The 23,582-nt window shown below is 62.3% G+C and carries 22 protein-coding genes; 16 read left to right on the forward strand and 6 right to left on the reverse strand.

Annotated features, from left to right (window positions below; genetic code table 11):
• The 3 genes from J6525_RS40625 to J6525_RS40635 form a co-directional block, all read right to left on the reverse strand.
• The coding region (locus tag J6525_RS40625; RefSeq protein WP_225649555.1) for a helix-turn-helix domain-containing protein at window positions 1-219 on the reverse strand (219 nt) is incomplete at its 3' end.
• Entirely contained in the window at window positions 197-514 is a 318-nt protein-coding gene (locus J6525_RS40630) for a hypothetical protein (protein WP_225648886.1), read from the reverse strand. The genes J6525_RS40630 and J6525_RS40625, both read right to left, overlap by 23 nt.
• Before the next feature lie 42 nt (window positions 515-556).
• On the reverse strand, window positions 557-844 hold the full coding sequence (locus tag J6525_RS40635; protein ID WP_225648887.1) for a hypothetical protein: 288 nt from the start codon (window positions 842-844) through the stop codon (window positions 557-559).
• Between the two features lie 444 nt (window positions 845-1,288).
• On the opposite strand from J6525_RS40635, the gene J6525_RS40640 reads away from it, so the two are divergent.
• The 6 genes from J6525_RS40640 to tenA all read left to right on the forward strand — a co-directional run bounded on the left by J6525_RS40640 (window position 1,289) and on the right by tenA (window position 7,896).
• Window positions 1,289-2,329, forward strand: coding sequence for a 2-keto-3-deoxygluconate permease (locus tag J6525_RS40640; RefSeq protein WP_092090551.1), 1,041 nt, complete (start codon window positions 1,289-1,291; stop codon window positions 2,327-2,329).
• 29 nt (window positions 2,330-2,358) lie between these two features.
• The gene (locus J6525_RS40645) at window positions 2,359-3,666 is read left to right on the forward strand and encodes a four-carbon acid sugar kinase family protein (RefSeq protein ID WP_092090552.1); all 1,308 of its coding nucleotides are present in this window, start codon (window positions 2,359-2,361) and stop codon (window positions 3,664-3,666) included.
• Complete coding sequence (gene pdxA, locus J6525_RS40650; protein ID WP_225648888.1) at window positions 3,663-4,661, forward strand: 4-hydroxythreonine-4-phosphate dehydrogenase PdxA; 999 nt, start codon at window positions 3,663-3,665, stop codon at window positions 4,659-4,661. The genes J6525_RS40645 and pdxA overlap by 4 nt, the downstream gene beginning before the upstream one ends.
• A 150-nt stretch (window positions 4,662-4,811) precedes the next feature.
• Window positions 4,812-5,579, forward strand: a complete 768-nt coding sequence (locus J6525_RS40655; protein WP_225648889.1) for a DeoR/GlpR family DNA-binding transcription regulator — start codon at window positions 4,812-4,814, stop codon at window positions 5,577-5,579.
• 53 nt (window positions 5,580-5,632) lie between these two features.
• Window positions 5,633-6,502 (forward strand): C13 family peptidase, encoded by an 870-nt coding sequence (locus tag J6525_RS40660; RefSeq protein WP_225648890.1) that lies wholly within the window; start codon window positions 5,633-5,635, stop codon window positions 6,500-6,502.
• 719 nt (window positions 6,503-7,221) lie between these two features.
• A complete protein-coding gene (gene tenA / locus J6525_RS40665; protein ID WP_225648906.1) occupies window positions 7,222-7,896 on the forward strand; it encodes a thiaminase II in 675 nt (224 codons plus the stop codon).
• A 573-nt stretch (window positions 7,897-8,469) separates the two neighbouring features.
• Here the strand turns inward: tenA and J6525_RS40670 are convergent.
• Entirely contained in the window at window positions 8,470-9,969 is a 1,500-nt protein-coding gene (locus J6525_RS40670; protein ID WP_225648891.1) for a CoA-acylating methylmalonate-semialdehyde dehydrogenase, read from the reverse strand.
• Window positions 9,970-10,001: 32 nt separating this feature from the next.
• Entirely contained in the window at window positions 10,002-11,630 is a 1,629-nt protein-coding gene (locus J6525_RS40675) for a GMC family oxidoreductase (RefSeq protein ID WP_225648892.1), read from the reverse strand.
• Between the two features lie 109 nt (window positions 11,631-11,739).
• On the opposite strand from J6525_RS40675, the gene J6525_RS40680 reads away from it, so the two are divergent.
• From J6525_RS40680 to J6525_RS40725, 10 genes are all read left to right on the forward strand, one after another.
• Window positions 11,740-12,630, forward strand: coding sequence for a LysR family transcriptional regulator (locus J6525_RS40680; protein ID WP_176936903.1), 891 nt, complete (start codon window positions 11,740-11,742; stop codon window positions 12,628-12,630).
• 196 nt (window positions 12,631-12,826) lie between these two features.
• Window positions 12,827-13,978, forward strand: a complete 1,152-nt coding sequence (locus tag J6525_RS40685; protein ID WP_225648907.1) for a transporter substrate-binding domain-containing protein — start codon at window positions 12,827-12,829, stop codon at window positions 13,976-13,978.
• Window positions 13,979-13,993: 15 nt separating this feature from the next.
• Window positions 13,994-14,584: an ANTAR domain-containing response regulator gene (locus J6525_RS40690; protein ID WP_092083068.1), complete on the forward strand. Its 591-nt coding sequence runs from the start codon at window positions 13,994-13,996 to the stop codon at window positions 14,582-14,584.
• Window positions 14,585-14,927: 343 nt separating this feature from the next.
• The gene (locus J6525_RS40695; protein ID WP_225648893.1) at window positions 14,928-16,178 is read left to right on the forward strand and encodes a transporter substrate-binding domain-containing protein; all 1,251 of its coding nucleotides are present in this window, start codon (window positions 14,928-14,930) and stop codon (window positions 16,176-16,178) included.
• Between the two features lie 76 nt (window positions 16,179-16,254).
• The gene (gene urtB, locus J6525_RS40700) at window positions 16,255-17,148 is read left to right on the forward strand and encodes an urea ABC transporter permease subunit UrtB (protein WP_225648894.1); all 894 of its coding nucleotides are present in this window, start codon (window positions 16,255-16,257) and stop codon (window positions 17,146-17,148) included.
• Window positions 17,149-17,153: 5 nt separating this feature from the next.
• Window positions 17,154-18,311: an urea ABC transporter permease subunit UrtC gene (gene urtC / locus J6525_RS40705; protein ID WP_225648895.1), complete on the forward strand. Its 1,158-nt coding sequence runs from the start codon at window positions 17,154-17,156 to the stop codon at window positions 18,309-18,311.
• Window positions 18,312-18,313: 2 nt separating this feature from the next.
• Window positions 18,314-19,063 carry an urea ABC transporter ATP-binding protein UrtD gene (urtD, locus tag J6525_RS40710; RefSeq protein WP_225159621.1) on the forward strand — a complete coding sequence of 250 codons (750 nt, stop codon included), beginning with the start codon at window positions 18,314-18,316 and terminating at the stop codon, window positions 19,061-19,063.
• Complete coding sequence (gene urtE / locus J6525_RS40715; RefSeq protein WP_092083063.1) at window positions 19,060-19,758, forward strand: urea ABC transporter ATP-binding subunit UrtE; 699 nt, start codon at window positions 19,060-19,062, stop codon at window positions 19,756-19,758. Before urtD ends, urtE begins: the two co-directional genes overlap by 4 nt.
• Window positions 19,759-19,780: 22 nt before the next feature.
• Window positions 19,781-21,523, forward strand: a complete 1,743-nt coding sequence (locus tag J6525_RS40720; protein WP_225648896.1) for a nitrilase-related carbon-nitrogen hydrolase — start codon at window positions 19,781-19,783, stop codon at window positions 21,521-21,523.
• Between the two features lie 408 nt (window positions 21,524-21,931).
• A complete protein-coding gene (locus J6525_RS40725; protein WP_225648909.1) occupies window positions 21,932-22,165 on the forward strand; it encodes a hypothetical protein in 234 nt (77 codons plus the stop codon).
• A gap of 414 nt (window positions 22,166-22,579) precedes the next feature.
• Here J6525_RS40725 and J6525_RS40730 read toward each other — a convergent pair whose 3' ends face one another.
• Window positions 22,580-23,578 (reverse strand): SIS domain-containing protein, encoded by a 999-nt coding sequence (locus tag J6525_RS40730; protein ID WP_225648897.1) that lies wholly within the window; start codon window positions 23,576-23,578, stop codon window positions 22,580-22,582.
• Window positions 23,579-23,582: the final 4 nt, after the last annotated feature.

The following is a 23,582-nucleotide window of genomic DNA, read 5'->3' on the forward strand; positions in this document are numbered from 1 at the left end:
CCGCTTCAGCCGCTCGGGCGACTTGAACGGCTTCACCCCGCCCGCCGCAATATAATCCTTCACCGTGTGATGGCTGCAGCCCAGCTGGCGCGCAATGCGCTTCAGCCCCCATCCGCACGCCCTCAGGCGCAACATCTCCGCCACGTCATCCGGCGTCTTCATCACCTGCCCCCGTGGATCACTCCACGACGAGCCTCTAGTGATTCGTTCCTGCTTCATTCGCTCTCTCCTCGGCTAATCCAAGGAGGGGGCAATTCCTCATGGCGCCGAGGGGGCAGTTTTCCATGGCGCGCGACAGCTGTTTACGGGTCCGCTTTGCATAGATCCGCAATTGCCGTGCAGACCTGTGGCGGCCGGCCGCGGCGACAATGTCCTTCACGACGCTGCGCAGGTAGCGGAGGTCCTTGCGCTCAGTTATCCACGGTGGCGGAGTACGCGACTTGCGGTGCGCGCGATCGCGCCTGAAGACCAGACCCGAAACCGTGACCTGCTTGATGGCATCGAGCTCGGCCACCAGTTCGGGGAAAAGTGATTCGCCCCGATCATCGAAAAGCGGTCACCAGGCTTCCTCGCCGTTCTTCGGATGCACGATCTTCACGCTATTGGGCCGCTCCTTGGGGCGGTAGTACGAAATCTCAAAAGCTCCGACGACATGCTCCTCGCGCTGCAACCACTCCGTCAGCCCGTGAGACCGCCAGCTGTCGAAGGCCGGCAGAAGAACGTACTCGGCGCGCTCAACGGCCGCATTGTAGTTCTCACCGAGTGCCTTCGCCTTGACGTGACACCCTTGCGCACGCGCCCAGGTTGGAGGCTCGAAGAAGTAGGCCCATCGGCCGTTGCGCAACGGCTTTCGCCTGCAATACCGAACAATCTCAGAGCGGTCTTGGGAGGCTTCATACTAGCGCCCGAAGAAAGCCTGCGCGAGCGCGACGACTTACAGGCCGACGTTCCGCTGGCCGAGGCGGTGCCCCGCCTGCAGGCGAGGGCCCGGCCGGGCACCCTTGCGGCCGAAGCATGCGACGGTCGGGGCTTCGGTGGGTGTTGCCCCAAGTAAGCGTTTCGAGCATCTGCACGATGAGCACCATGCCCAACCTCTCATGACCCAATTCCCTGGCATTCTCCCGCGAGCAAAATCAATCGCATCTGACGGAGCGAATTTTTTTGCGCGAAATGCGCAATAATTCTTGAATACTGCGCGATATGAGCATATACGGCCGGCGTTTGCTCGTTTTTATAGCAAAACGCGCAAAATGATCGGAAGTGCGCGGTGTGCGGGAGGACAACAGAAATGCAGGTTCCAATTAAGCGGGCGATCGAGAGCGTGCCGGGCGGGATGATGGTGGTCCCTCTGTTGGTCGGGGCGCTTATTGCGACCTTCTTTCCCGATACCCCGAAGTTTTTTGGCTCCTTCACCGGCGCACTGTTCTCTGGCGCGCTGACAATTCTCGCCGTGTTCTACGTTTGCATGGGCGCGAGCATCGACTTCCGCGCGACCCCCTACATTGTGAAGAAGGGCGGCACCCTGCTGATCGTGAAGGTTGGCGTGGCCGTTGTCCTCGGCCTGATCTTCGGCCGCATTTTGGGAGAGACGCCGGTCGCAGCTGGCATGTTCGCGGGTGTCTCGACGCTCGCGATCGTCGCCGCCATGAACGACACCAATGGCGGTCTCTATATGGCGTTGATGGGCCAATATGGACGTCCGCGTGACGTCGGCGCCTATACCGTCATGTCGCTGGAGAGCGGTCCTTTCCTCACCATGATCACTTTGGGCGTCGCCGGCCTCTCGGCATTTCCATGGCAGACCCTCGTGGGCGCTATCCTGCCTCTGGTGGTGGGTATGATCATCGGCAATCTCGACAGAGAGATGCGCGACTTCCTGAGCCGCGCGGTGCCTGTGATGATCCCGTTCTTCGCCTTCGCGCTCGGCGCCGGCCTCGATCTGTCGAAGGTTTGGCAGGCCGGCCTGCTCGGCCTCGGCATGGGAGTGGCCGTGGTGGTTGTGACCGGCATCCCGCTGTTCCTCGCCGATCGCATCACTGGCGGGAATGGTGTCGCGGGTGTTGCGGCGGCCTCGACGGCCGGTAATGCGGCGGCCGTCCCGGCGATTGTCGCCGCGGCGAATCCAGCCTATGCGGACGCGGCGCGGCCTGCGACTATCCTCGTCGCGGCCTGCGTCGTGGTTACCGCAATCCTCGTGCCGATCGTCACCGCCTGGACAGCCCGCGTTGTTGGTCGCGACGTCGAGGAGCCTGCAGAAGAGAACAACGTGGCTTCTGCCGGCAAGATGACCCCCGCGGCGCGCTCGGTTGTCACTGAGGCAAGTCACTGAGGCAAAGTCACTGAAGCAGGTCGCTGAAGATGGCCCCTAAAGCGTTTTCGAGCGAAGTGGATACCGGTTCGCGTCAAGAAAACGCGTCAAGCCAAAGCTGGCTGATCGTCGCTGACGATCTCACCGGCGCCGCGGACTGTGCGATCGCCTTCGGCAGAAGGGGGCGTGCGGCTGCGGTGACGTGGGGTGAGGTGACCGACGCGTCGGGCTACCAGCTGCCCGTCCTGGCCTACGATGCCGCGAGTCGAGGCCTTTCGGCCGGGGCCGCTGCAGCCCGCCATGCCGATGTGCTGGCGCGCCTTTGCGAAGGCGGACGTATTCTTTTCAAGAAGATTGACTCGACGCTGCGGGGGCAACCTGCAGCGGAGACTGCCGCCGCGCTTGCGCATCTCAAGTCACGGTCGGGTCCGGCCTTTGGCGTGTTCGCGCCGGCCTTTCCGGCCACCGGCCGGACCACCATCGACGGGCGTATCCTGGTCAGAGGCCGCCCCCTCGAGGAGGCCGAGGTCTGGCACCGCGACCACACCTACCCGAATGCCGATCTTGTCGACGTTCTCGCGACCGCGGGCGTTCGCGGTGAGAAGGTCAAGCTCGCTGCCGTGCGCGGTGGCGATCTCAAAGCCACGTTCGCGAGGCTCGCCTGGGAGGGCGACGTGGTCGCGGCCTGCGACGCCGAGACTGAACACGATCTGCGTTTGATCGCGGAGGCGAGCCTGCATGCATCGCCCGCAACCTTCTTCATCGGCAGCGCCGGCCTCGCGCACGCGCTGGCCGGCCTCGAAGTCAGCCATGCCGTCGAGCCGCTGCGCATTCCGACGAGCGCATCCGGCACCCTGATCGTGGTGGGCTCGCTCGCCGGCGCATCTCGCGCCGCCGCGCGCGAGCTGGAGGCGACCGGCACCGTGGCCCATTTCCCGGTCGCGCCGGAGACGCTGCTCAACGATGGTGCCGGCCGGGCGGCGCTCGCCGCGGACGTGATGAAACGACTTGCCGGCGGCGGCGATACACTGGTTGAGATCATGATGGATGATCACCCCGACATGTCGCTCGGCCCGCAGCTCGCCAAGGGGCTCGCCGACGCTCTTGAGGCCGTCGCACCCGCGATCGGCGCCTTCGCTGCGACCGGCGGCGAAACCGCCGCGGCGATGCTGTCGCGCTTCGGTGTCAACGGTATCCGTCTTGCCGACGAAATCGAGCCGGGCGTGTCGCTCGGCCTTACTCTTGGCCGATTGTCTGTTCCGATCGCCACCAAAGCGGGCGCGTTCGGTGACGAGAACAGCCTCATCCGCATCAGCGAGCGGCTTCGCGCCGTCCGAACCAGAGGAAGTTTCATATGACTCGTCCGACCATTGCGATCACCATGGGAGATCCGGCCGGTATCGGGCCCGAGGTGATCATGAAGGCGCTGGCGCAGCCGCAGGTGCAGGCGATCTGCAATGCGCTGGTGATCGGCGACTCCAACCGTCTGCGCAAGGCCGGTCAGATCGTCGGCGTGCCGCTTGAGGTCGATGCGTTGAGCGACGCGAAGCAGGCGAATTTTGCGTCGAAGGCCGTGCAGTGCGTTGACCTGAAGCTGGTGCCGGACGATCTGGCGTTCGGCAAGGTGTCGGCGACGGCAGGTGAGGCGGCATATCGCTACATCGAGAAAGCCGTGCAGGTGGTGCAGGCAGGGCTCGCGCAGGGCATCTGCACCGCGCCGCTTTCCAAGGAAGCGCTGCATGCGGCCGGCCACAAATATCCCGGCCATACCGAGCTCCTGGCGCATCTGACCGGCACGCCGGAAGTATCGATGATGCTGGTGTCGCCGAAACTCCGCGTCATTCACGTGACCACGCATATCGGCCTGCTCGATGCGATCGAGAAGATCGAGCCCGGCCTCGTCGAGCGTGTCATCGCACGCGGGCATGACGTGCTGGTGCGCGCCGGCGTCGCCAATCCGAAGATCGGCGTCTGCGCCATCAATCCGCATGCCGGCGAGAACGGGTTGTTCGGTCGCGGCGAGGAAGCCGCGAAGATCGCGCCGGCCGTGGAAGCCTGTCAGCGCAAGGGCTGGGACGTGCACGGCCCCCTGCCTGCCGACACGCTGTTCTTCCTGGCCGGCCGCGGCGACTACGACATGGTGGTCGCGATGTATCACGATCAGGGCCATGGACCCATCAAGGTGCTGGGGCTGGAAGCCGGTGTGAACATCACTGTTGGTCTGCCGGTGATCCGCACCTCGGTCGATCACGGGACCGCCTTCGACATCGCGGGCAAGGGCATCGCCGACGAGCGCAGCCTGATCGAAGCGCTGCGGCAGGCGGTCGATCTCGCGCCCAAGAAGGCGGCTTGAGGGGCTGCGCGGGCTCCTCAGGATGAGGAGCGAGATGCGCGTTAAGCGCTGACATTGCGCGGCCGATGCATCGTGGTATTCATCGGCCGTGCCGCGAAGCCGATACGGTCGAGCTCGGCTGACGGCAATGAATCCGGGGGCTGAGGTTCGATGTCGATGCGCAGCAAGGAGCGTCACGCTCGTCTGTTGGAAGCACTGAACGCGGGAGAGATCGATGTCGACGATCTCGCGCGGCGCTTCGACGTCTCCGCTTCCACCGTGCGGCGCGACTTGCAGCATCTTTCCAAGAACAATGCCGTGCGCCGCACCTATGGCGGCGCCATTCTCACCGCCCACGCGAACGAGACGACGCTCGAGCAGCGCCTCGCGGTTCAGGGCAAACAGAAGCAGGCGATCGCGCGCGCGGCGATCGATCTGATCGAGGATGGCGACACACTGATTCTCGATGCCGGCTCGACGGTCGCAGCCTTCGGCCGACTGCTGCAGCATCGGCGGCTGCGCATCATCACCAACAATCTTGCGCTGCTGCCCTTCTTCGCCAAGGCTCCGAGCATAAAGCTTGTGGTGTTGGGCGGCGCGCTGCGCACCACCAGCATGAGCACCATGGGGCCGCTCGCCAATGAGGCGCTGCGGCGCATGACCGCGGACCGCGCCGTCATGAGCGCCGACGGCGTGGTGAATGGCCGCGGCCTGTGCGAAGCGGATCTCGAACAGGTCGCACTGAAGTCGCTGATGATGCAGCAGTCGAAGGAAGTCATCGTTCTCGCCGACGCCAGCAAGCTCGGCCGCGCCGAACAGATGGCCTGGGCGCCGCTGCCGCCGCGCTGGACTCTGGTGACTGATGTCGGCGCATCTGAGGAGCAGTGCAAGCGTCTCGCCGACGCGGGAGCGCGCGTGATCGTTGCCGGCGTTCGCTGAGCCGGCATCGCAATTTTTCGCGTGATCGGAGAAAAATATCGACCGAGGCGGGGTTGCGGCAAGGAATCGCTGAACCGGGGCGCAATGCCGTCAAATTGAATCGCCATATGCTAGGTGGCGATCACCAGACGAGGTTCGCCATGGAGTGCAAGTCTTGTAGTGGTTCTTGGAACGGCACTTGGATCGGCTCTTGGATCAGCCGGCTTGGCGCGCCGCTCGTCGCTTTTGTTTTGACCGTCGCGCCGTTGGCTTCGCCGGTGCACGCCGTTGAGGACGCTCGCAAGGTGAGCGTGGTGTCGTTCGGCCTCTTCGGCGATCAGGGCGTGTTTAGAAGCGAGGCGACCGGCGCAGCACAGGTCGTAGCGGGTCGTTTCGGGAGCGGCCCAGTCAACGTGCAATTCAATTCGAAGAAAGGCGGAGGTGCAACGATTGAAGGCCTGGCTAAGTCCATGCAGGCGGCGGCCAATGGGATGGACGCCGAGAATGATGTTCTGTTCTTGATTCTCACCTCGCACGGCTCCCCCGACGGGCTTGCAATCAAAGCCGGGCGGCTTACGCAAACGCTCACGCCGCCCCATCTCGCCGCCATGCTGGCGCGGACCGGCATGCGATACAAGGTGGTGGTCATCTCTGCCTGTTATTCCGGGGTCTTTATCCCTCGTCTCGCGAACCCCGATACGTTGGTCATCACCGCGGCCGATGCCGACCATTCATCGTTCGGCTGTCGGGACAAAGCCAAGTGGACCTACTTCGGCAACGCCTTTTTCAATGTCGCACTCCGGCAAGCCAGAAGCCTGAAGAACGCCTTTGTTGTTGCACGCTCGCTCGTCCAGCAGCGAGAACTGCGCGCTCGCTTCGAACCGTCGAATCCCCTGATGGCAGGCGGCGCAAACGTGCAGCCGTTGCTCCTTGCGCGTCCTTGAGGACCGGCCGCGTTTGCGGCCGGCGCCTGTGGGTGCCGTCAACCTCGTCCATGTTGATCTGGTCACCGCATCGCGCCGCATGTCTGCTACTGGCCCTTAGCGGACTTGATTGGCGTTATGGCTGACTTCCGCTTTGCCGGAGATAGCTGACTTCACCGCCAAAGGGAGAGACTGCTTCTGTCGGTGCCTCTCCGTCGGCCGAAGGCGAGGATCGTGGATGGCACTGTCGCGTCCACTCATCAGCAGGTGAGCTTGCCTGACGCCGTTGCGAACTTTCGTGTAACGAAAACAGCACGTATCTGGTGCGGTTTCTGGTGCGGTCGTCGCGCTGCGGGCAACGAGAACGAAGTAAGCTATTGATCTCATTGGTGGGCCCGGCAGGACTCGAACCTGCAACCAGACCGTTATGAGCGGTGGGACAATCGTCGCCGCTGTTAAGTTTTCTGCCTTTTCGTCGAATTCGACCACGTTCGCCACCCTTCGTGCGGGTTGTTATTGGCGCGAAACTAGTGCGGATTGTCTGTAGTCGAATCTTGGACCAGGACGTTGCGTTCTGTAGGTGATAACGTGAGAACGCACTCAAGCCCAGCGATCGACGGCAAGCGACCTCCATACGGCAGCGTGCCGGCAGATCGCCGCGGCCGGCCAAGGTCAGCCTCATAATGCAGGCTATGGGAAGTAATCAAAAGCGGTTCATGGCAAGCCAGGCGAAACATAACGTGAGTTTCTGGGAGCGTCTAAAGACAGAGGCATCTGCTGAGTGGCGCGCCTACACCGAGCATCCCTTCACGAACGGACTGGCAGACGGCTCGCTCGCCGAACCGGCATTTCGTTATTATCTTGCTCAGGATTACTTGTTCCTCATCGAGTTCGCGCGCGTCTACGCGCTCTCGGTCTACAAATCGCCCAAGCTTGCCGACATGCGTGAAGCAGCGGCCGGTCTTTCGGCCATCCTTGATGTCGAGATGAACCTTCATGTGACACTCTGTGCCGGTTGGGGTCTGTCCCCAAGCGACCTTGAACAGACCCCTCCGGCGGCCGAGATGCTAGCCTATACTCGCTACGTGCTGGATGCTGGAATGCGCGGCGATCTGCTGGCGCTCAAGGTGGCGCTGGCCCCATGCGTGATCGGGTACGCGGAGATCGCGAAGCGGCTGGCTGCACAACCCGATGCGAACGCTGCGACGAACCCCTATCGCGTGTGGATTGCCGAGTACGCTGGCGCGCCATACCAAGAGGTCGCGGCGAAAGCGGGAGCACACTTGGAACGTCTCGCTGATCTCTACGCCACCCCGGCCCGCGAGGCAGAGCTGATTGCGATCTTCAAGGAAGCTACTCGTCTCGAGGCAGACTTCTGGGAGATGGGCTGGCGCGCGGGCCAGCGTGTCGAATAGCGCTTCGGAAATTGTCAGGCTTATAACCTGAAGGTCATCGGTTCAAATTTGTTGACAAAGCTATCCGCAGATTTGGTCTCAACTGGGCTCTCTTTGATGATTTTGGACACTTGGCCACGCTGAAGAGCACGGGTGGTCCCGAAATGCACTTTGCAGTGCGGCTCGGCTTTGCAACGCTTTGAAATCGTAGCAAATGCGAACGCTCCGACCTGTCTCCGATGACGTTCGCGTCATCGGATCCGGCGCCAAATCGGCCACGGGGAGCTGAATCAAAATCAATCGCGGATGGCAGGCCTCAAGTGCCGACCATCATCTTTCGTGGCATCGCCACACCACGGTGCATCTCAACAACGGTGACCGGAGCATCCATCGGTCCGCCAAAAGCGGGTGTCCGACAACGAAGGTACTTAGCGGACGCGTACCGCACGGCCGATACCCCCACCTGTGAACTTCCTGACGACGCGCCAATGTTGGCTATGAACCTTCAGCTGCTGCTAGTCGATCAACGGTGATGCCCACATCAGGTGCCTGTAGCTCACGTCTTGGTTGCCTCGCTATTTGGCCGCTTGCCCTTCATCCCAACGTTGGCATCACGTACTCCGCGCCACTGCGAATACCGGTCGGCCAGCGCGTCGTAATTGTCTTCAACCTGGTATAGAACCGCACGCCTTCTGGTCCGTGCATGTGGTGATCGCCGAACAGGGAGGCTTTCCAGCCACCAAATGAATGGAAAGCCATCGGAACAGGAATCGGCACATTGATGCCGACCATCCCGACCTGGATCTGGTTGGCAAACTCGCGTGCCGCGTCGCCGTCGCGCGTAAAGATCGCGGTGCCATTGCCGAACTGGTGCGCGTTGATCAGGGCGGCGGCCTCGTCATAAGACGAGGCGCGTACGACCGTTAGGACTGGTCCGAATATCTCTTCGCGGTAGATCGTCATATCGGATGTGACGCGATCGAACAGCGTGCCGCCGGTGAAGTAGCCTTTCTCGTAACCCTGGCGGCGAAACTCACGACCATCCACCAGCAGCGTCGCACCTTCGGCGACGCCGGCATCGATGTAGCCAAGCACCTTGTCGCGATGTTGCCGGCTGACAAGCGGACCCATCTCGCTCTCCGGGTCCATGCCTGGACCGATGTTCAATGCATGAATCCGGGGTACGAGCTTTTCGATCAAGGTCTTCGCCGTCGTCTCGCCGACAGGGACCGCAACCGAGATCGCCATGCAGCGTTCGCCGGCCGAGCCATAGGCCGCACCCATGAGCGCATCGACAGCCTGGTCCATGTCGGCATCCGGCATGATGATCATATGGTTCTTGGCACCGCCCAGGGCCTGGCAGCGCTTTCCGTGCAGAGTTGCAGTTTCGTGGATCGATCGTGCGACAGGTGTCGAGCCAACGAAGCTCACCGCTGCGACATCAGGATGCGTCAACAGCGCGTCGACCGCTTGTTTGTCGCCGTGCACGACGTTGAACACGCCGTCCGGCAGCCCGGCCTCTTTCAACCATTGCGCCAGGAGGATGGACGCGGAGGGAACCTTCTCGGAGGGTTTCAGGATGAATGTGTTGCCGCAGGCAAGTGCCACCGGAAACATCCACATCGGAACCATGGCCGGGAAATTGAACGGCGTGATGCCCGCGACGACCCCGAGCGGCTGGCGCAACGAATGACTGTCGACGCGCGTGCCGACGTTCTCGGTGATCTCGCCCTTCAAAAGCTGTGGCGCGCCGATGGCAAACTCCACGACTTCCATTCCGCGCTGTACTTCCCCCTTTGCGTCGGAAAAAACCTTGCCATGCTCTGACGTGATCACGGCCGCGAGCTCATCGAGCCGTTCCTCGAGGATACGGAGGAAACGATTGAGGATGCGCGCGCGCCGCAGCGGCGGAGACTTGGCCCAGTCGGGAAAGGCGGTCCGTGCGGCCGCGACCACTGACGAGACCTCGTCGGCGCCGGCAAGCGGCACGGTCCCGGATTGCTCGCCTGTCGCAGGATTGTAGATCGGCGCGGCACGGCCGTGCAAAGACGTGACCGGGGCGCCATTGATGAAATGCGGAACGGGATGGGTCATTTGCGGAGTCTCCTCGATGAAACGAATGGCGGCTAGGCGATGCGGGACCGATGCGCGTCGTCGAGCACCATGCTGGCGCCCTTGCGCGCGATCATTGCGGTTGGGGTGTTGGTATTTCCCGATGTGATGGTGGGCATGATCGAGGCGTCGATGACCCGGAGCCCGTCGATGCCTCGCATGCGAAGGCGCGCGTCAAGCGGCGACAGCGGATCCGCCTCGGGCCCCATCCTGATGGTGCCGACCGGATGAAAGATGGTCGTGCCAATGTCGCCGGCAGCGTGTGCGAGTGACACGTCATCGTCGGCGACGTACGGGCCGGGCAGAAATTCCTCGGGTGCGTAACGAGCGAGCGCCGGCTGGCGCATCAGCGTGCGGGTGACCCGAATGGCATCTGCCGCGACGAGCCGGTCCTCGGGCGTAGCAAGATAGTTCGGCGCGATGCGCGGCGGGGCTTTGGGGCTGCTGGACTCGATCCGGACCGTGCCCCGTGATGTCGGCCGAAGATTGCAGGCGGCGACCGTGATCGCAGGAAAGCGGTGCAGCGGTTCGCCGAACTTGTCGAGCGAGAGAGGTTGGATATGAAACTGGATATTGGCTCTCTCATGCGTGGGGCTCGATCGGGTGAAGATGCCGAGCTGTGAGGGCGCCATGGTGAGTGGGCCGCGTCGGCGGAAGACGTAGTCGAGCCCCATGAGGGCGCGGCGGCCAAGCGAATGGTACGTTTCGTTCAATGTCCTGATGCCGCTGACCTTGTAGATCGCGCGCTGCTGAAGATGATCCTGCAGGTTGTGTCCGATGCCCGGACCATCAAGCGCAATCTCGATACCCAACGGGCGGAGCCAGTCGGCGGGTCCTACGCCGGAGCGATGCAGGATCTGCACGGAGCCGAGCGCGCCGGCACACAGGATGACTTCCCGCTTGGCAGCGACATCGACGGATTGACCGTCTCGGACCAGACGCAGGCCGGTCACGCGACGGTTTTCGATACGGAGCCTGTCCACGCAGACATTGGTCTCGAGGCGGAGGTTTGGTCGGCTCAAGGCCGGCTTCAAAAAGCCTCGCGCAGAGGACCATCGTCGTCCGCGCTTCTGGTTGACGTGGAAGTAGCCGGCGCCCTCGTTGTCACCGGTGTTGAAATCCAGGCTGCGCGAAATGCCCATGTCCTCGGCGGCCGCCGCCGCGGCGTCGAGAACCGGCCACGACACGCGCGGCGGCTCGATCCGCCAGCCGCCTCCCGTGCCGTGGAGGTCGCTCGCGCCCATGAAGTGATCTTCGAGATTGCGAAATTCCGGCAGCACATCATCCCAGCCCCAGCCCTCCAAGCCGAGCTGACGCCATCCGTCGTAGTCCGCTGCCTGGCCGCGCATCGAGATCATCGCATTGATCGCGGACGAGCCGCCGATCACCTTGCCGCGGGGATAGGCCAGCGCGCGTCCATTCAATCCCGGCTCCGGGTCGGTCTTGAACATCCAGTCGGCGCGTGGATTTCCGATGGCAAACAGATAGCCGACCGGAATGTGAAACCAGATCCAGTTGTCCCTCCCGCCTGCTTCGAGCAGAAGGACGCGGTTGCGCGGGTCTTCGGACAGCCGGTTTGCGACGATGCAGCCTGCGGTGCCTGCACCGACAACCACATAGTCAAAATCCCCGTCGATCCGCATCAGGCCTCTCTTCTCTCTCCGCGCACTGTTGCCGCTGGATGGCATGGCGGATTTGTGCTCTCAATGCCCGAAACTGCGACTTCTACTTGCAAAAATGCGAGAGACCCGAATGGATTGGGATGATCTGCGAGTCTTCCTACAGGTGACGCGGAGCGGCCGGATGTCCGAGGCCGCGAAACTGCTCGGCATCGACGACTCGACTGTCGGGCGCCGTGTCCTCCGCCTCGAACGGTCGGTCGGGATGCCGTTGGTCGAAAGGGCGGGGCGGCGGACGGCGGTGACCGAGCATGGCCGCCGGCTCGCGGACATCACGGAGGAACTGGAGTCGATCATCCTGCGCGACATCGCGGGGTTAGCCGACGCGCAATCAGTGGTGAATGGGCGCGTTCGGATTGGTGCGCCCGAAGGGCTGGGGGCCGGATATCTCGGCAGCAAGATCTTCCTGTTGTCCGCCGCGCATCCCGAGCTCGAAATCGAACTGGTCGCCTTGCCGCGGACCTATTCGTTGGCGGCACGCGAGGTCGACATCGCCATCACGCTTGACCGGCCGGTGGCGGGGCAGGTCGCGGCTCAAAAGCTGACCGACTACACGCTCGACCTCTATGGTTCGGATATCTACTTCCAGCGGATGGGCCGTCCGAGGTCACTGCAGGATCTCAGGAAGCACGTCTTCGTCGGATACATCGCCGAGCTCCTTTTTACCCAGCAGCTCAACTTTCTTGACCTGGGTGACGGTGTGGAAGTCGTGCCGACGATCCGCACCAGCAGTGTGATCGCACAGGTCGACGCGGTGGTCAGCGGCGCGGCTATCGGCGTCCTGCCGCGTTATCTCGCTCGCGAGCGACCGGGGTTGAAGCTTCTGCTCGGGGACAAATTCCAGGCAACGCGCAGCTACTGGATGTCTGTCCACGATGATACCCGTCGACTTCGCCGCGTCCGCGTGGTGCTCGAGGCGGTCGCTGCCGCGGTTCGGTCCGACCGCAGGTCCTTCCTGCGATGAATTGGACGCCCGTCGTATTTCGTGCGGCGGCTCGCATTCGTCATGGCCGAAGTTTTTACGGTTGCTGCATTGCAACGAGTCCCGGCCTCTGACATACTTTGGATGCGGCTCGCATGGTCGAGATCGCCCTGAACGCGAACAGTGTGGTTCTCGACCTCTGCTAAGGGGGACGGGGACCATTTTTTTTGGGTGAACGCTGATGGATATGGAGACTTGGCGCGTCGGTGTCTTGTTTTCTGAGACCGGAGTGACCGGTGCGATCGAGCGCACGCAGCGGGCGGCTACGCTTCTTGCGATCGATGAAATCAATGCCGCCGGCGGAGTCTGCGGACGGCGCATCGAGCCGGTGGCTTACGATCCCGCGTCGACACCGTCCCGCTACCGCGAACTGACGGTGAAGTTGCTCGACGAGGATCGGGTGCGCGTCATCTTCGGCGGGCACATGTCGAGTACCCGAAAGGCGATGCTGCCGATCGTCGAAGCGCGGAGCGCGTTGATGTTCTATCCGACGCTCTACGAGGGCTTCGAGTATTCGCGCCACTGCATCTATACCGGCGCAGCTCCCAATCAGAATTCGGTTCAACTGGTGGATTATCTCACCAGGAACTACGGCAGTCGCGTATTTCTGGTGGGGTCGAATTACGTCTACCCTTACGAATCGAACCGGATCATCGCGGACCTGTTTGCGGGTGCCGGAGGTCATTCGGTCGAAGAAATGTATGTGCCGCTCAATCTGACCGCCGGCCACATCGCAAAGATCCTCGACAGGGTGCGCGCCACCAGACCCGACGTGATCTACTCCACCATCGTCGGCGCCGGCATCGTGCCGTTCTACACGGCCTTCAAGGAGGCCGGATTTGACGGCCGGCAGCTTCCGATCGCGAGTCAATCGACCAGCGAGGCCGACGTCGTTCTCATGCGGGCCGATGTTGCCGAAGGCCACGTCACGGCGGCGCCATTCTTTCAGTCCGTCGATACGCAGGCGGCCCGCGCGTTCGTTGCGGCCTATCACAAGCGGGTGGGGAACGATTGGCCGGTGACGGCGCCGGCGGAAGCGGCTTACTTCTCGGTTCACCTCTTCGCGGCGGCATTGGAGCGCAGTCGTAGCGATCATCTCGAAGAACTGCTGCGGTCGCTCTGGGAAGTGGAGTATGACGCGCCGCAAGGACCGGTCCGGATCGACGGTAACACCAACCACACGCATCTGTGGCCGCGCGTGGCACGCGTCGATGCCACCGGAAATTATCGCGTCGTTCACGACGCCGGCGTGAGGGTGGCACCCGACCCGTTCATGCTGGAAGTCCGCTTCCAGCACGAATCGGGGAGTGCATGGGCACTGTCCTACTGAGCGAGGCCGAACTCCATGTCTGTCGCTCTTCTCAAGGACCTTCGCGATCTCGATGTCGCCGTGATTCATCCATTCGATGCCGATGGCGAACGGCTTGTCGAGCATCTGCGCCGCATCGGGTGCATGGCGAACCTGTTGTGGCCGGTGCCGCCGTCGGTGCCGCAGGGATGCGATATCGTCTTTCTCTCGATGGAAGACGAGGCGCGCGAGGAAATCGGGCAATTGCTGAGGTCGATGCCGAATCCGCCGCCGACCATCCTCGCCATTGTGAGCTACGAGAATCCATCGATGCTGCAAATGGTGCTCGAGAGCGGGGCGTTGTCCGTGATCGAGCGACCGATCAAGCCGTTTGGCTTGCTCACCAATCTCGCCATTGCCCGCAATCTCTGGCTGCAGCGGCAACGCCTTTTGAAGGAGGCGCGCAAGTACAAGAGGAAGGTTCTCGGCGATCAGAAGATCGCGCGCGCCAAGGCGATTCTGATGGCGGCAAACAATTTGAACGAGCAGGATGCCTACGCGAAGTTGCGTCAGGAGGCGATGGCGCAGCGTCTTCCGATCGACGAGATCGCGAACGCGGTCATTAATTCCGAAACGCTCTTGCGTTAGATAAAAAACGATGCTTGTATCCGGCAACATCTGAAACAGATGTTCCTGGCGCATCCCCTCAATCCTTGAGGCCATGTTCTAGGTGTGTAGCGCGCAAGCCGCGTTACACTGCGGCGATGAAGCCCGCCCAGTCCTCTGACCGAGGATGGTGCGGGTTTTTTGTTTGCCTGCTGACAAGGCCGTCAGCCCATTCACCTCGAGATGATCGTCACGTCGACATGTTTGTTCGACCGATGGCGCTCGCCTTGATCCCGGCGGGTGCGGGCGGAAGTTCGCCGGCGCGGGACGAAGGGAGACGGATGTTTTTCCGCTTTCATCGACTTTTGGAAACAGGGGAAGTTCTATGAACGTAAGTCGCCGTCATCTTCTGAAAGCAGCCGCACTCGGCTCGGCCAGTCTTGCCGCGCCGCAGATCGTGAGCCGTGCCTTTGCCGCCGAACCGATCAAGGTCGGCGCGCTCTATTCGCAAACAGGCAATCTGGCCGTGGCGGAGAAGCTTCTCGCCAACGGCGTCTCGATGGCCGTCGCCGAGATCAATGCCGCGGGCGGCGTGTTTGGTCGTCCCGTCGAGGTGGTCGTCGAGGACGGCGCGTCCGATCCGAAGACGTTCTCCGAAAAGGCCTCCAAGCTGATCGTCAAGGACAAGATCATGACGGTCTTTGGCTGCCACACCTCGGCGAGCCGCAAGGCTGTGCTGCCGATCTTCGAGAAGCGCGGTGCAATGCTGTTCTACCAGACCCATTACGAAGGCTTCGAGTGCTCGCGCAACGTGATCTATTCCGGCGCCGTGCCGAACCATCAGCTCGCGAACTACATCCCGTGGATCGTGAAGACCCTGGGCAAGAAGAAGTTCTTCATCGTCGGTTCGAACTACATCTACCCGCGCGAGATGGCCAAGGTCTCCAAGAAGCTGATCGAGGCCGCAGGCGCCCAATGGGTGGCAGACGAATATCTCGAGCTCGGCCATTCCGAGTGGGCCGTCATGGTGAAGAAGATCAAGGAGTCGGGTGCGGACGTGGTGCTGTCCAACGTCGTCGGCGACTCCATCATCGCATTCTATCGGGAATTCAAGAACCAGGGCATCTCGCAGGCCGAGATTCCGATTTGCGCGACGGTGACGTCGGAGATCGAGATCGCGGCCATGGGCGCGGACTATGCCGCCGGCAGCTACACCTCGTTCCCGTATTTCATGTCGCTCGACATGCCCGGCAACAAGAGCTTCATCGAGCGCTTCCGCAAGTTCGTCAACGATCCGAAGCAGGTCACCTACCATTCGTTGGAAGCCGCCTATTTCCAGGTGTTCCTGTGGAAGCAGGCGGTGGAGAAGACCAAGGATCTCAGCGCAGAGGGGATCCGGACCGGAATCGCCGGCGAGAGCTACGAGGCGCCGGGCGGCAGGGTGACGATCGACGCCGACAATCTGCATTGCTGGCTGACCCCGCGCATTGGGCAGTGGCAGGCGGACGGCCAGAGCAAGGTGGTGGATGCCTATCCGCATCCGATCAAGCCGCTTCCGTACTTCGCCTATGGCGAAACCGAATCGAACCTCTTCTGCACCTCGAAGGGGCTCGATACGTCGAAGCTCAAGATCTGAGCTCATCACTCAGCCCGTGAGGCGATCGCCGCCTCACGGACCCTCGCAGCGACAGGGCTGGATTGCGGTACGCCTCATGATCGACGTTCTTTTCATCGGCCTCAGCCTGGGCTCGATTCTACTGCTGGTCGCGCTCGGTCTTGCGATCACCTACGGCGCCATGGGCGTCATCAACATGGCGCATGGCGAGATTGTGATGGCGGGGGCCTACGTGGCCGTGCTCTCCGGGATCTGGTTGAAGACCAGCTTCTATGTGGCGTTACCGCTCGCATTTCTGGCCGCTGCAGCCCTTGGCTGGATCATCGAACGTCTGGTGGTGAGCCGCCTCTACGGACGGCTTCTCGATACGCTGCTCGCGACGTGGGGAGTCTCCATGCTGATTCAGCAGGCGATCCGGCTCGAGTTCGGTTTGACGTTCCTGGGAATCCACATCGACGGACTGGGGACCGGTCTGCAGAACGTCGCAGTGCCTGCTGAACTTCAGGGGGCGGTCAACATCGCGGGCGTCGAACTCAACGCCTATCGCGGCTTCATCGTGCTTGTGACCGTGGTGCTCACGGCGCTGACCTGGTCCATCATGTATCGGACCTCGCTCGGGATGAAAGTCCGCGCGATCATCCGCAACCCGAAAATGGCGGCCGCGTGCGGCATCGACGTGAGGAAGGTCAATGCGCTGACCTTCGCTTACGGTTCGGGATTGGCCGGTGTCGCCGGTGTCATGATGTCCGGGTTCAAGGGGGTCTCGCCCGATCTCGGCTCCAGCATGGTCGTGGACGGCTTCATGGTCGTGGTCACTGGCGGGCTTGGAAGCCTCGTCGGCACGATCATGGCGTCCGGACTTCTGGGCGAGACCAATGCGCTCGTCGCCGTGGCGACCAACGACATCCTGGCGCGTGCCGTGGTGTTCGCGGCCGTAATTCTCGTCATCGTTCTGAAGCCCGAAGGGCTCTTCTCGTTCAAACGGCGCTGAGCTCCATGACTCTCGATCGCAAGCTGACACTTTGCGCCTACGCGCTGTTCATCGCCGCAATTTTCGCGGTGCCGCTGTTCGTTGACGAATTCGGACTGAACCGGATCGCCAAGTTCCTGGTCTATGGCATGCTCGGCATCGCGATCGCGCTGTCGTGGGGTTATGCCGGTATCCTCAATCTCGGGCAGGGGCTCTTCTTCGGGCTCGGCGCGTACATGCTGGCCATGTCGTTGAAGCTGGCGAGTCCGACCAGCCTGCAGCAGGGCGCGGACAAGCCGGTGCCGGACTTCATGCTCTGGAATGCGGAGCCCGGCGCGCCGACCGACCTGTGCTGCATCAACAAGGCGTCGTTTCTCTGGCTGCCGTTCCAGCACCAGAGCGTCGGGCTCATCATGGGAATTGCGCTGCCGGTGATCGTGGCGGCGCTGCTGGGCATCATTGTATTCCGCAAGCGGATTGAAGGGCCCTTTGTCTCGATCATCACGCTGGCTCTGGTGCTCCTCGTCCGGCTCGTGCTGGTGGATGCGCAGCCGGTGACGGGTGGATTTAACGGGCTTACGGACCTCGCCTCGCTCGAGATCTTGGGCTTCGAGTTCGATCCTTACAGCAAGGGCACGTACTGGCTGGTAGCGAGTATCCTGACCGTGACTTTGGTGGCGACCCGCCTGATCGTGGAGACCCGGGCGGGTCTGGTGCTGCAGGCGGCGCGGGACGACCAGCGGCGCGTTCGCTACCTCGGTTTCGACGTCTCGCTCTACCAGACGTTCTTCTTCTGCGTGGCGTCGGCGATCGCCGGATTGGCGGGAATGCTCTACGTGATCGTCGCGCAGTTTGCCTCACCGACCTTCATGGATCTCGCCTTCTCCGTGACGATGGTGGTCTGGGCCGCCGTCGGCGGCCGCGCCTCGATCCTGGGGGCGTGCGTCGGAGCAATGCTGATCAACATGATGGAAGCCGGTATCAGCGAAACGGAGGCGCTGGTCGGAGCCTGGAAAGCGATCATTGGCCTGGTGTTCGTGCTGACCGTCCTGTTCCTGCCTCGGGGGCTCGGCGGGCTCCTGCATGACCTGATCGGACGGCTCGGCGCGGTCACGCGCGGCAAGCCGCGTGTCGCTCATGTCCCGGACTCCAGTGCGGCCGTCACCGAAGCGAAGGAGGCATGAGAATGTCGACGGTCGCGATCATGATCGATGGGCTCGGCGTAAACTTCGGTGGCTTCAAGGCGGTCGACAACGTTTCGCTGACGGTCGACGACGGGGAGCTTCGCGTTCTGCTCGGTGCGAACGGCGCCGGGAAAACCACGCTGATGGATCTGGTCAGCGGAAAGACACCGAGCACGGAAGGGCGCGTCTGGGTCTACGATACCGAGATCACAAACTGGCCTGAGCACCTGATCGCGCGTGCAGGTGTCGGCCGGAAATTTCAGATCCCGAGCGTCTTTCGCGACCTGACCGTGAAGCAGAATCTCCAGGTCGCGAGTTGCCGACGCACCGCCGTGATGGCGAACCTCGGTTTCGGCCATCCGGCGATCGCGCGCGAGAAGGTCGACCGCGCGATCGAGCTGATCGGGCTCCGTGACCAGATCAATACTGCCGCGGCCGATCTCAGCCATGGCCAGACGCAATGGCTCGAGCTCGGAATCCTGATGGTTCAGAACCCAAAAGTGATCCTGCTGGACGAGCCGACAGCCGGCATGACGCAAGCGGAAACGATGCGAACCGCGGAGATCATCAACGGCATGAAGGGGCAGCACACGATGCTCGTGGTCGAGCACGATATGGGCTTCGTGCGCGAGATTGCGCAGCGGATCACCGTTCTTCATCTCGGTCGCGTTCTGGCCGAGGGCGGGATTTCGGAGATCGAAGCGAACCCGAAGGTCCGCGCAGCCTATCTCGGATCAAAGGGGTTGTCGTGACGCTCCAGCTTTCCAATATCGACAGTTTCTACGGCCGTAGCCACGTTCTCCACGGCTTGTCGCTTACCATTCCGGCGGGACAGGTGACGAGCGTCGTGGGCCGGAACGGCACCGGCAAGACGACGCTTTTGAAGACAATCATGGCGCTGACGGATCACGCCGACGGGCGGATCGTCCTCAATGGCGAGGATCTGTCGGCCAGGCCGACGCATTTGAGGGCCGCCGCCGGGATCGCCTACGTGCCGCAGGGGCGCGAGATCATCGCGGACTTCACGATACGGGAAAACATCCTGATGGGCTGCTTTGCCCGCCGCGACGGCAAGCGTGTGGTGCCGGACTTCATTGGGGAGCTGTTTCCCTATCTCATCGAGAACCTCGACCGGCCGGGCGGCTTGCTTTCCGGCGGGCAGCAGCAACAGCTCGCGATCGCCCGCGCGCTCGCAGCCGACCCGAAGGTGTTGCTGCTCGACGAGCCGAACGAGGGGATCCAGCCGTCGATTGTCGAGGAGATCGAGCGCATCATCGTTCGCCTCAATCGCGAGATGGGGCTCACCGTCGTCCTCGTCGAGCAGAACATCGACTTCGTTCGCTTTGCGTCTCACAGCTTCGCGATGCTCGAGAAGGGGCAGATCGTGGCGTCTGGGCCGATCGCCACTCTCACCGACACGCTCGTTCACGAGCACATGGCCGTCTGACGGCATCCTCCGGAGTACATCAATGACGATACCCACGAGCTACCGCGCCGCAACGGTTCAGTTCGAGCCGACCATGTATGAGAAGGAGCGCAATATCGAGCGTCTGCTCAAGCTCTGCGCTGAGGCTGCGGCCGAGGGAGCGCGCCTGATCGTCACGCCCGAGATGGGGACGACGGGGTACTGCTGGTACGATCGCGATGAGGTCAAGCCGTTCGTCGAGACCGTGCCTGGCCCGTCGACCGACCGTTTCCAGCGGATTTGCGAGCAGCATGATTGCTACATCGTGCTCGGGATGCCCGAGGTCGATCCCGCGACCGAGCTCTACTACAATACGGCCGTCCTCATCGGACCGAACGGGATGGTCGGCCGGCATCGCAAATCGCATCCCTATATCGCCGAGCCCAAATGGGCGGCGAACGGCGACGTCGCGCATCAGGTCTTCGATACCGAGCTCGGTCGGATCGGAATGCTTGTGTGCATGGATCTGCACTTTTTCGAGACCGCACGCATCGAGGCGGTCGCGGGCGCCGACGTGATCTGCCACATCTCGAACTGGCTGCAGGAGCGCACGCCTGCGCCTTACTGGATCAATCGGGCATTCGAGAACTCATGCTACGTGATCGAGGCAAACCGTTGGGGATTGGAGCGTACGGTACAGTTCTCGGGCGGTAGCTGCATCATCGAGCCGGATGGCCGCGTCGCGGTGTCGATCGATAGCGGGGACGGCATCGCTTATGCGCCGGTCGATCTGGGCAAGTCGCGCAAGCGGGAAGTGCTCGGTGAGAAGGTGTTCGAGAAACGGCGCCCGGAGCTCTACCCGGAGCTGATGACCAACAGTTTTACCTGGAATCCGGGAGACTTTTTCAAGCTCTACGGCTACCAGCCCATTCCAAAGGGGAAGCTGTCGCAGCTCGCGGTCGTGCAATTTTCGCCGGCAGACGATGTTGCTGCAAACCTGGCGACCATCGAGCATCGCGCCCGCGATCTTGTCGCAGCTGCCAAACCCGACATGATCGTGTTTCCTGAGTTGTCATTGACCGGGTTGACCGATCCGGCCGCGCGCGCCGAGGGAGTGGAGGGGCCCACCGTCAAGGCGTTGACCAGGATCGCCATGAAGCTGCGAACGTATATCGTTGCCGGTCTTGCCGAGCGCGATGGCGATGGCATCTACAACGCGGCGGTCCTTGCGGGGCCCGAGGGCCTCGCCGGGAGCTATCGCAAGATCCACCTCGGCAACGCCGATATGGGATGGGCGACGGCGGGCGACAGATGGAAGGTCTTTGATCTCGCGTTGGGCCGGGTCGGCATCGCCATCGGCCACGACGCCCTCTATCCCGAGGCCATCCGCTCCCTGGCGCTTCGCGGATGCGATATCGTCGTTTGCCCGTCGGCGATCGCGGGCGTCTTCACCGGATCGCACGCGGGGACTGCCATCCCGCACAACTATCCGATCCCGAAAGGCGCCGATCCCTATCATTGGCATGCGTTCCGGACGCGCGGCGGCGAGAACAACGTCTATCTGGCGTTCGCGAACGTGTTCGATCCTCCGCGCGGCTTCCTGGGGGCGAGTGCGGTGTTTGGTCCGGACAATTTCGTCTTCCCGCGGCAGGAAACCGCGATCCTCGATCAGGAAGAGGGCGCCGTCGCCACCATCGATACGAGCAATTTCGATACGCCGTATCCGACCAATATCGTGCGGCGGAAGGATCTCGTTGTGATGCGCTTGCCACATCACTACTTGCCACTTGTGACGTGGCACCAGTAGCAAAGTGGGAATGATCCTTTCGATTTCCTGCGACAGATGTCGCTTTCGCTCGACGGAAGCCCGAGGTCTGTCAACATTCCTCTGCGTAAAGCTCCGCTCGCCATGCACGCTCACGTCCCAATCTCGGGCGTTAGTTGATGAAGAACTGTTGGCACTAGACGTCTCCCTAACTGATCCAGCGCCGATAGTGCGCTGTTGCGCCCATGCTCCAGCGTGACGTCGTGACACTCGTGCTCGAAGTGGTGCCCTGCCGAGCGGGAACGGCGTCGCGGGCCAACGCGACGCCGTCGCCTACATCGAGGGCCGTGGCTAGAACTTAACCGTAACGCCGCCGTAAACGGTCGATTCAGGGCAGGTGTTGGTGCTCTGGCCTGTAGCGGCGATCGTGCAAACGCCGGGTGCGGCGTTATGGTCGAGGCCGAACTTGTTCTGCCAGCAGCGATAGGCGACCCATCTGCGGATCCGGCTAGTTTTTCCAAATGCCCATTGAAATCGCTGAATGATCGAGCGGATTTTGATTCCGCCATTCTGAATTTGCTCAAGCTGCGCGTTGGTACTGAGAATCCAGGAGCTTACGGTAGCTTCGATTGCTCGCTTGGAAGCCAAGCATTTTCAGAAGCATCGCTCTGCCGGCAACCATGAGCTGACCTTGCATTTCGGCAGCGCAAAGACCCACGATTTCGCGGTCTCTTGATCAGCGGCTTCTTCGAGGTGTGCCCGACTGGCGAGCGACAAAAGACGCCCGGTTCGCTCACCGTCTACCCAAACGATCTGTCTCACACCGTCGGATAATTGTTGCGCTGGAGCCTGCGCGCGAACGAGAAGTGCACGTATCTGGTGCGGTTTCTGGTGCGGTCGTCGCTATGGGCAACGAGAACCGAGTAAGATATTGATCCTCTTGGTGGGCCCGGCAGGACTCGAATCTGCAACCAGACCGCTATGAGCGGCAGAATAGCGATCAGCTTCGTCGCCTTTGCCGCGCATTCGGTCGCTTCTGCTCGCGTTTGTTACGTTTTGATAATGTCGCTCCCGCTTTGGTCGCCAGCCAGCGATCAGTCAAAACGTCTCGGTAACCTTGCTCAGCCGAGGGGGACGATCCGGGTCAAATCCGCGCGCGCATGCCGCCTGCTCGATCATCCGGTAGGCCGGAACGAGCATGGTGATCGGGTCGGTGGCGGGGTCATCCTCGACCAACCAAGGCAGCGAGCCATGCGGTCCGCCGCAGAGATGCAGCGCGATCTTTTGCTCACGCAATTCCTCTGCCAGTGCGTCCACCGTGGCCGCCGTTTCATCCATGAGGCGCATCATGACAACTGGCGTGCGCGATGATAGCGCGGCACGTGGCCCATGCTGGAGCTCGGCGGCGCTCAGTCCGATGGAGGGCAGGCGCATGATTTCCGAAAGCTTGAGCGCGATCTCCCTCGCCGAGCCCAGGCCCAGGCCCCGAGCCGCCACAAACACAGCTGATGCCTTGACGAGATCATCGGCAATCTCCGACCAGTCGAGCGCCAGCGCGCGGTGTAGGCGCTCGGGCAGCCGGTCGAGGGCTGACCGCAGCGCACGATCTTGCGCCAGCTCGGCAACCAGTCCGGCGCTGGCGGCCATCGAGCCGATCACGGTCTTCGTGGCCGCTACGGAGTGTTCTTGGCCGGCTTCGATCGGAACGACGAATTCCGCTTCGTCAGCCACCGGCGACGACGTCGCATTGACGATGGCAATCGTGCGTGCGCCCGAGGCTCGTGCCGACCTGGTCGCTGCGACGAGATCCGGGCTGCGCCCCGATTGCGAGATTACGATGAACAGCGCATCGCGGAGCATCAAAGGTGTGCGAAATGCCGTGATCACCGAGGGAGCACTTGCTGAAACGGGAAGGCGAAGCCGCGTCTCGACAAGATATCTCAAGAAAACACCGGCATGCCCGGAGCTTCCCCGACCACACACGACGCACAAAGGGGCGGAGTCAATCCCAATCCGCTGTGCGATGTCGCGCATGGCGGGTCGGCTGCGAACAATGTTAGCGACAACATCCGCGCTTTCCCCGATTTCGCTCGCCATCGCG

Origin of the sequence: Bradyrhizobium australafricanum, from assembly GCF_020329495.1 — a bacterium.
Taxonomy (GTDB): Bacteria; Pseudomonadota; Alphaproteobacteria; order Rhizobiales; family Xanthobacteraceae; genus Bradyrhizobium; species Bradyrhizobium australafricanum.

Coding starts and splice junctions, on each gene's coding strand:
- J6525_RS40640 (WP_092090551.1), top strand. CDS start 1,289: ATGCAGGTTCCAATTAAGCGGGCGATCGAGAGCGTGCCGGGCGGGATG.
- J6525_RS40645 (WP_092090552.1), top strand. CDS start 2,359: ATGGCCCCTAAAGCGTTTTCGAGCGAAGTGGATACCGGTTCGCGTCAA.
- pdxA (WP_225648888.1), top strand. CDS start 3,663: ATGACTCGTCCGACCATTGCGATCACCATGGGAGATCCGGCCGGTATC.
- J6525_RS40655 (WP_225648889.1), top strand. CDS start 4,812: ATGTCGATGCGCAGCAAGGAGCGTCACGCTCGTCTGTTGGAAGCACTG.
- J6525_RS40670 (WP_225648891.1), bottom strand. CDS start 9,969: ATGACCCATCCCGTTCCGCATTTCATCAATGGCGCCCCGGTCACGTCT.
- J6525_RS40675 (WP_225648892.1), bottom strand. CDS start 11,630: ATGCGGATCGACGGGGATTTTGACTATGTGGTTGTCGGTGCAGGCACC.
- J6525_RS40680 (WP_176936903.1), top strand. CDS start 11,740: ATGGATTGGGATGATCTGCGAGTCTTCCTACAGGTGACGCGGAGCGGC.
- J6525_RS40690 (WP_092083068.1), top strand. CDS start 13,994: ATGTCTGTCGCTCTTCTCAAGGACCTTCGCGATCTCGATGTCGCCGTG.
- J6525_RS40695 (WP_225648893.1), top strand. CDS start 14,928: ATGAACGTAAGTCGCCGTCATCTTCTGAAAGCAGCCGCACTCGGCTCG.
- urtB (WP_225648894.1), top strand. CDS start 16,255: ATGATCGACGTTCTTTTCATCGGCCTCAGCCTGGGCTCGATTCTACTG.
- urtC (WP_225648895.1), top strand. CDS start 17,154: ATGACTCTCGATCGCAAGCTGACACTTTGCGCCTACGCGCTGTTCATC.
- urtD (WP_225159621.1), top strand. CDS start 18,314: ATGTCGACGGTCGCGATCATGATCGATGGGCTCGGCGTAAACTTCGGT.
- J6525_RS40720 (WP_225648896.1), top strand. CDS start 19,781: ATGACGATACCCACGAGCTACCGCGCCGCAACGGTTCAGTTCGAGCCG.
- J6525_RS40725 (WP_225648909.1), top strand. CDS start 21,932: ATGGTCGAGGCCGAACTTGTTCTGCCAGCAGCGATAGGCGACCCATCT.
- J6525_RS40730 (WP_225648897.1), bottom strand. CDS start 23,578: ATGGCGAGCGAAATCGGGGAAAGCGCGGATGTTGTCGCTAACATTGTT.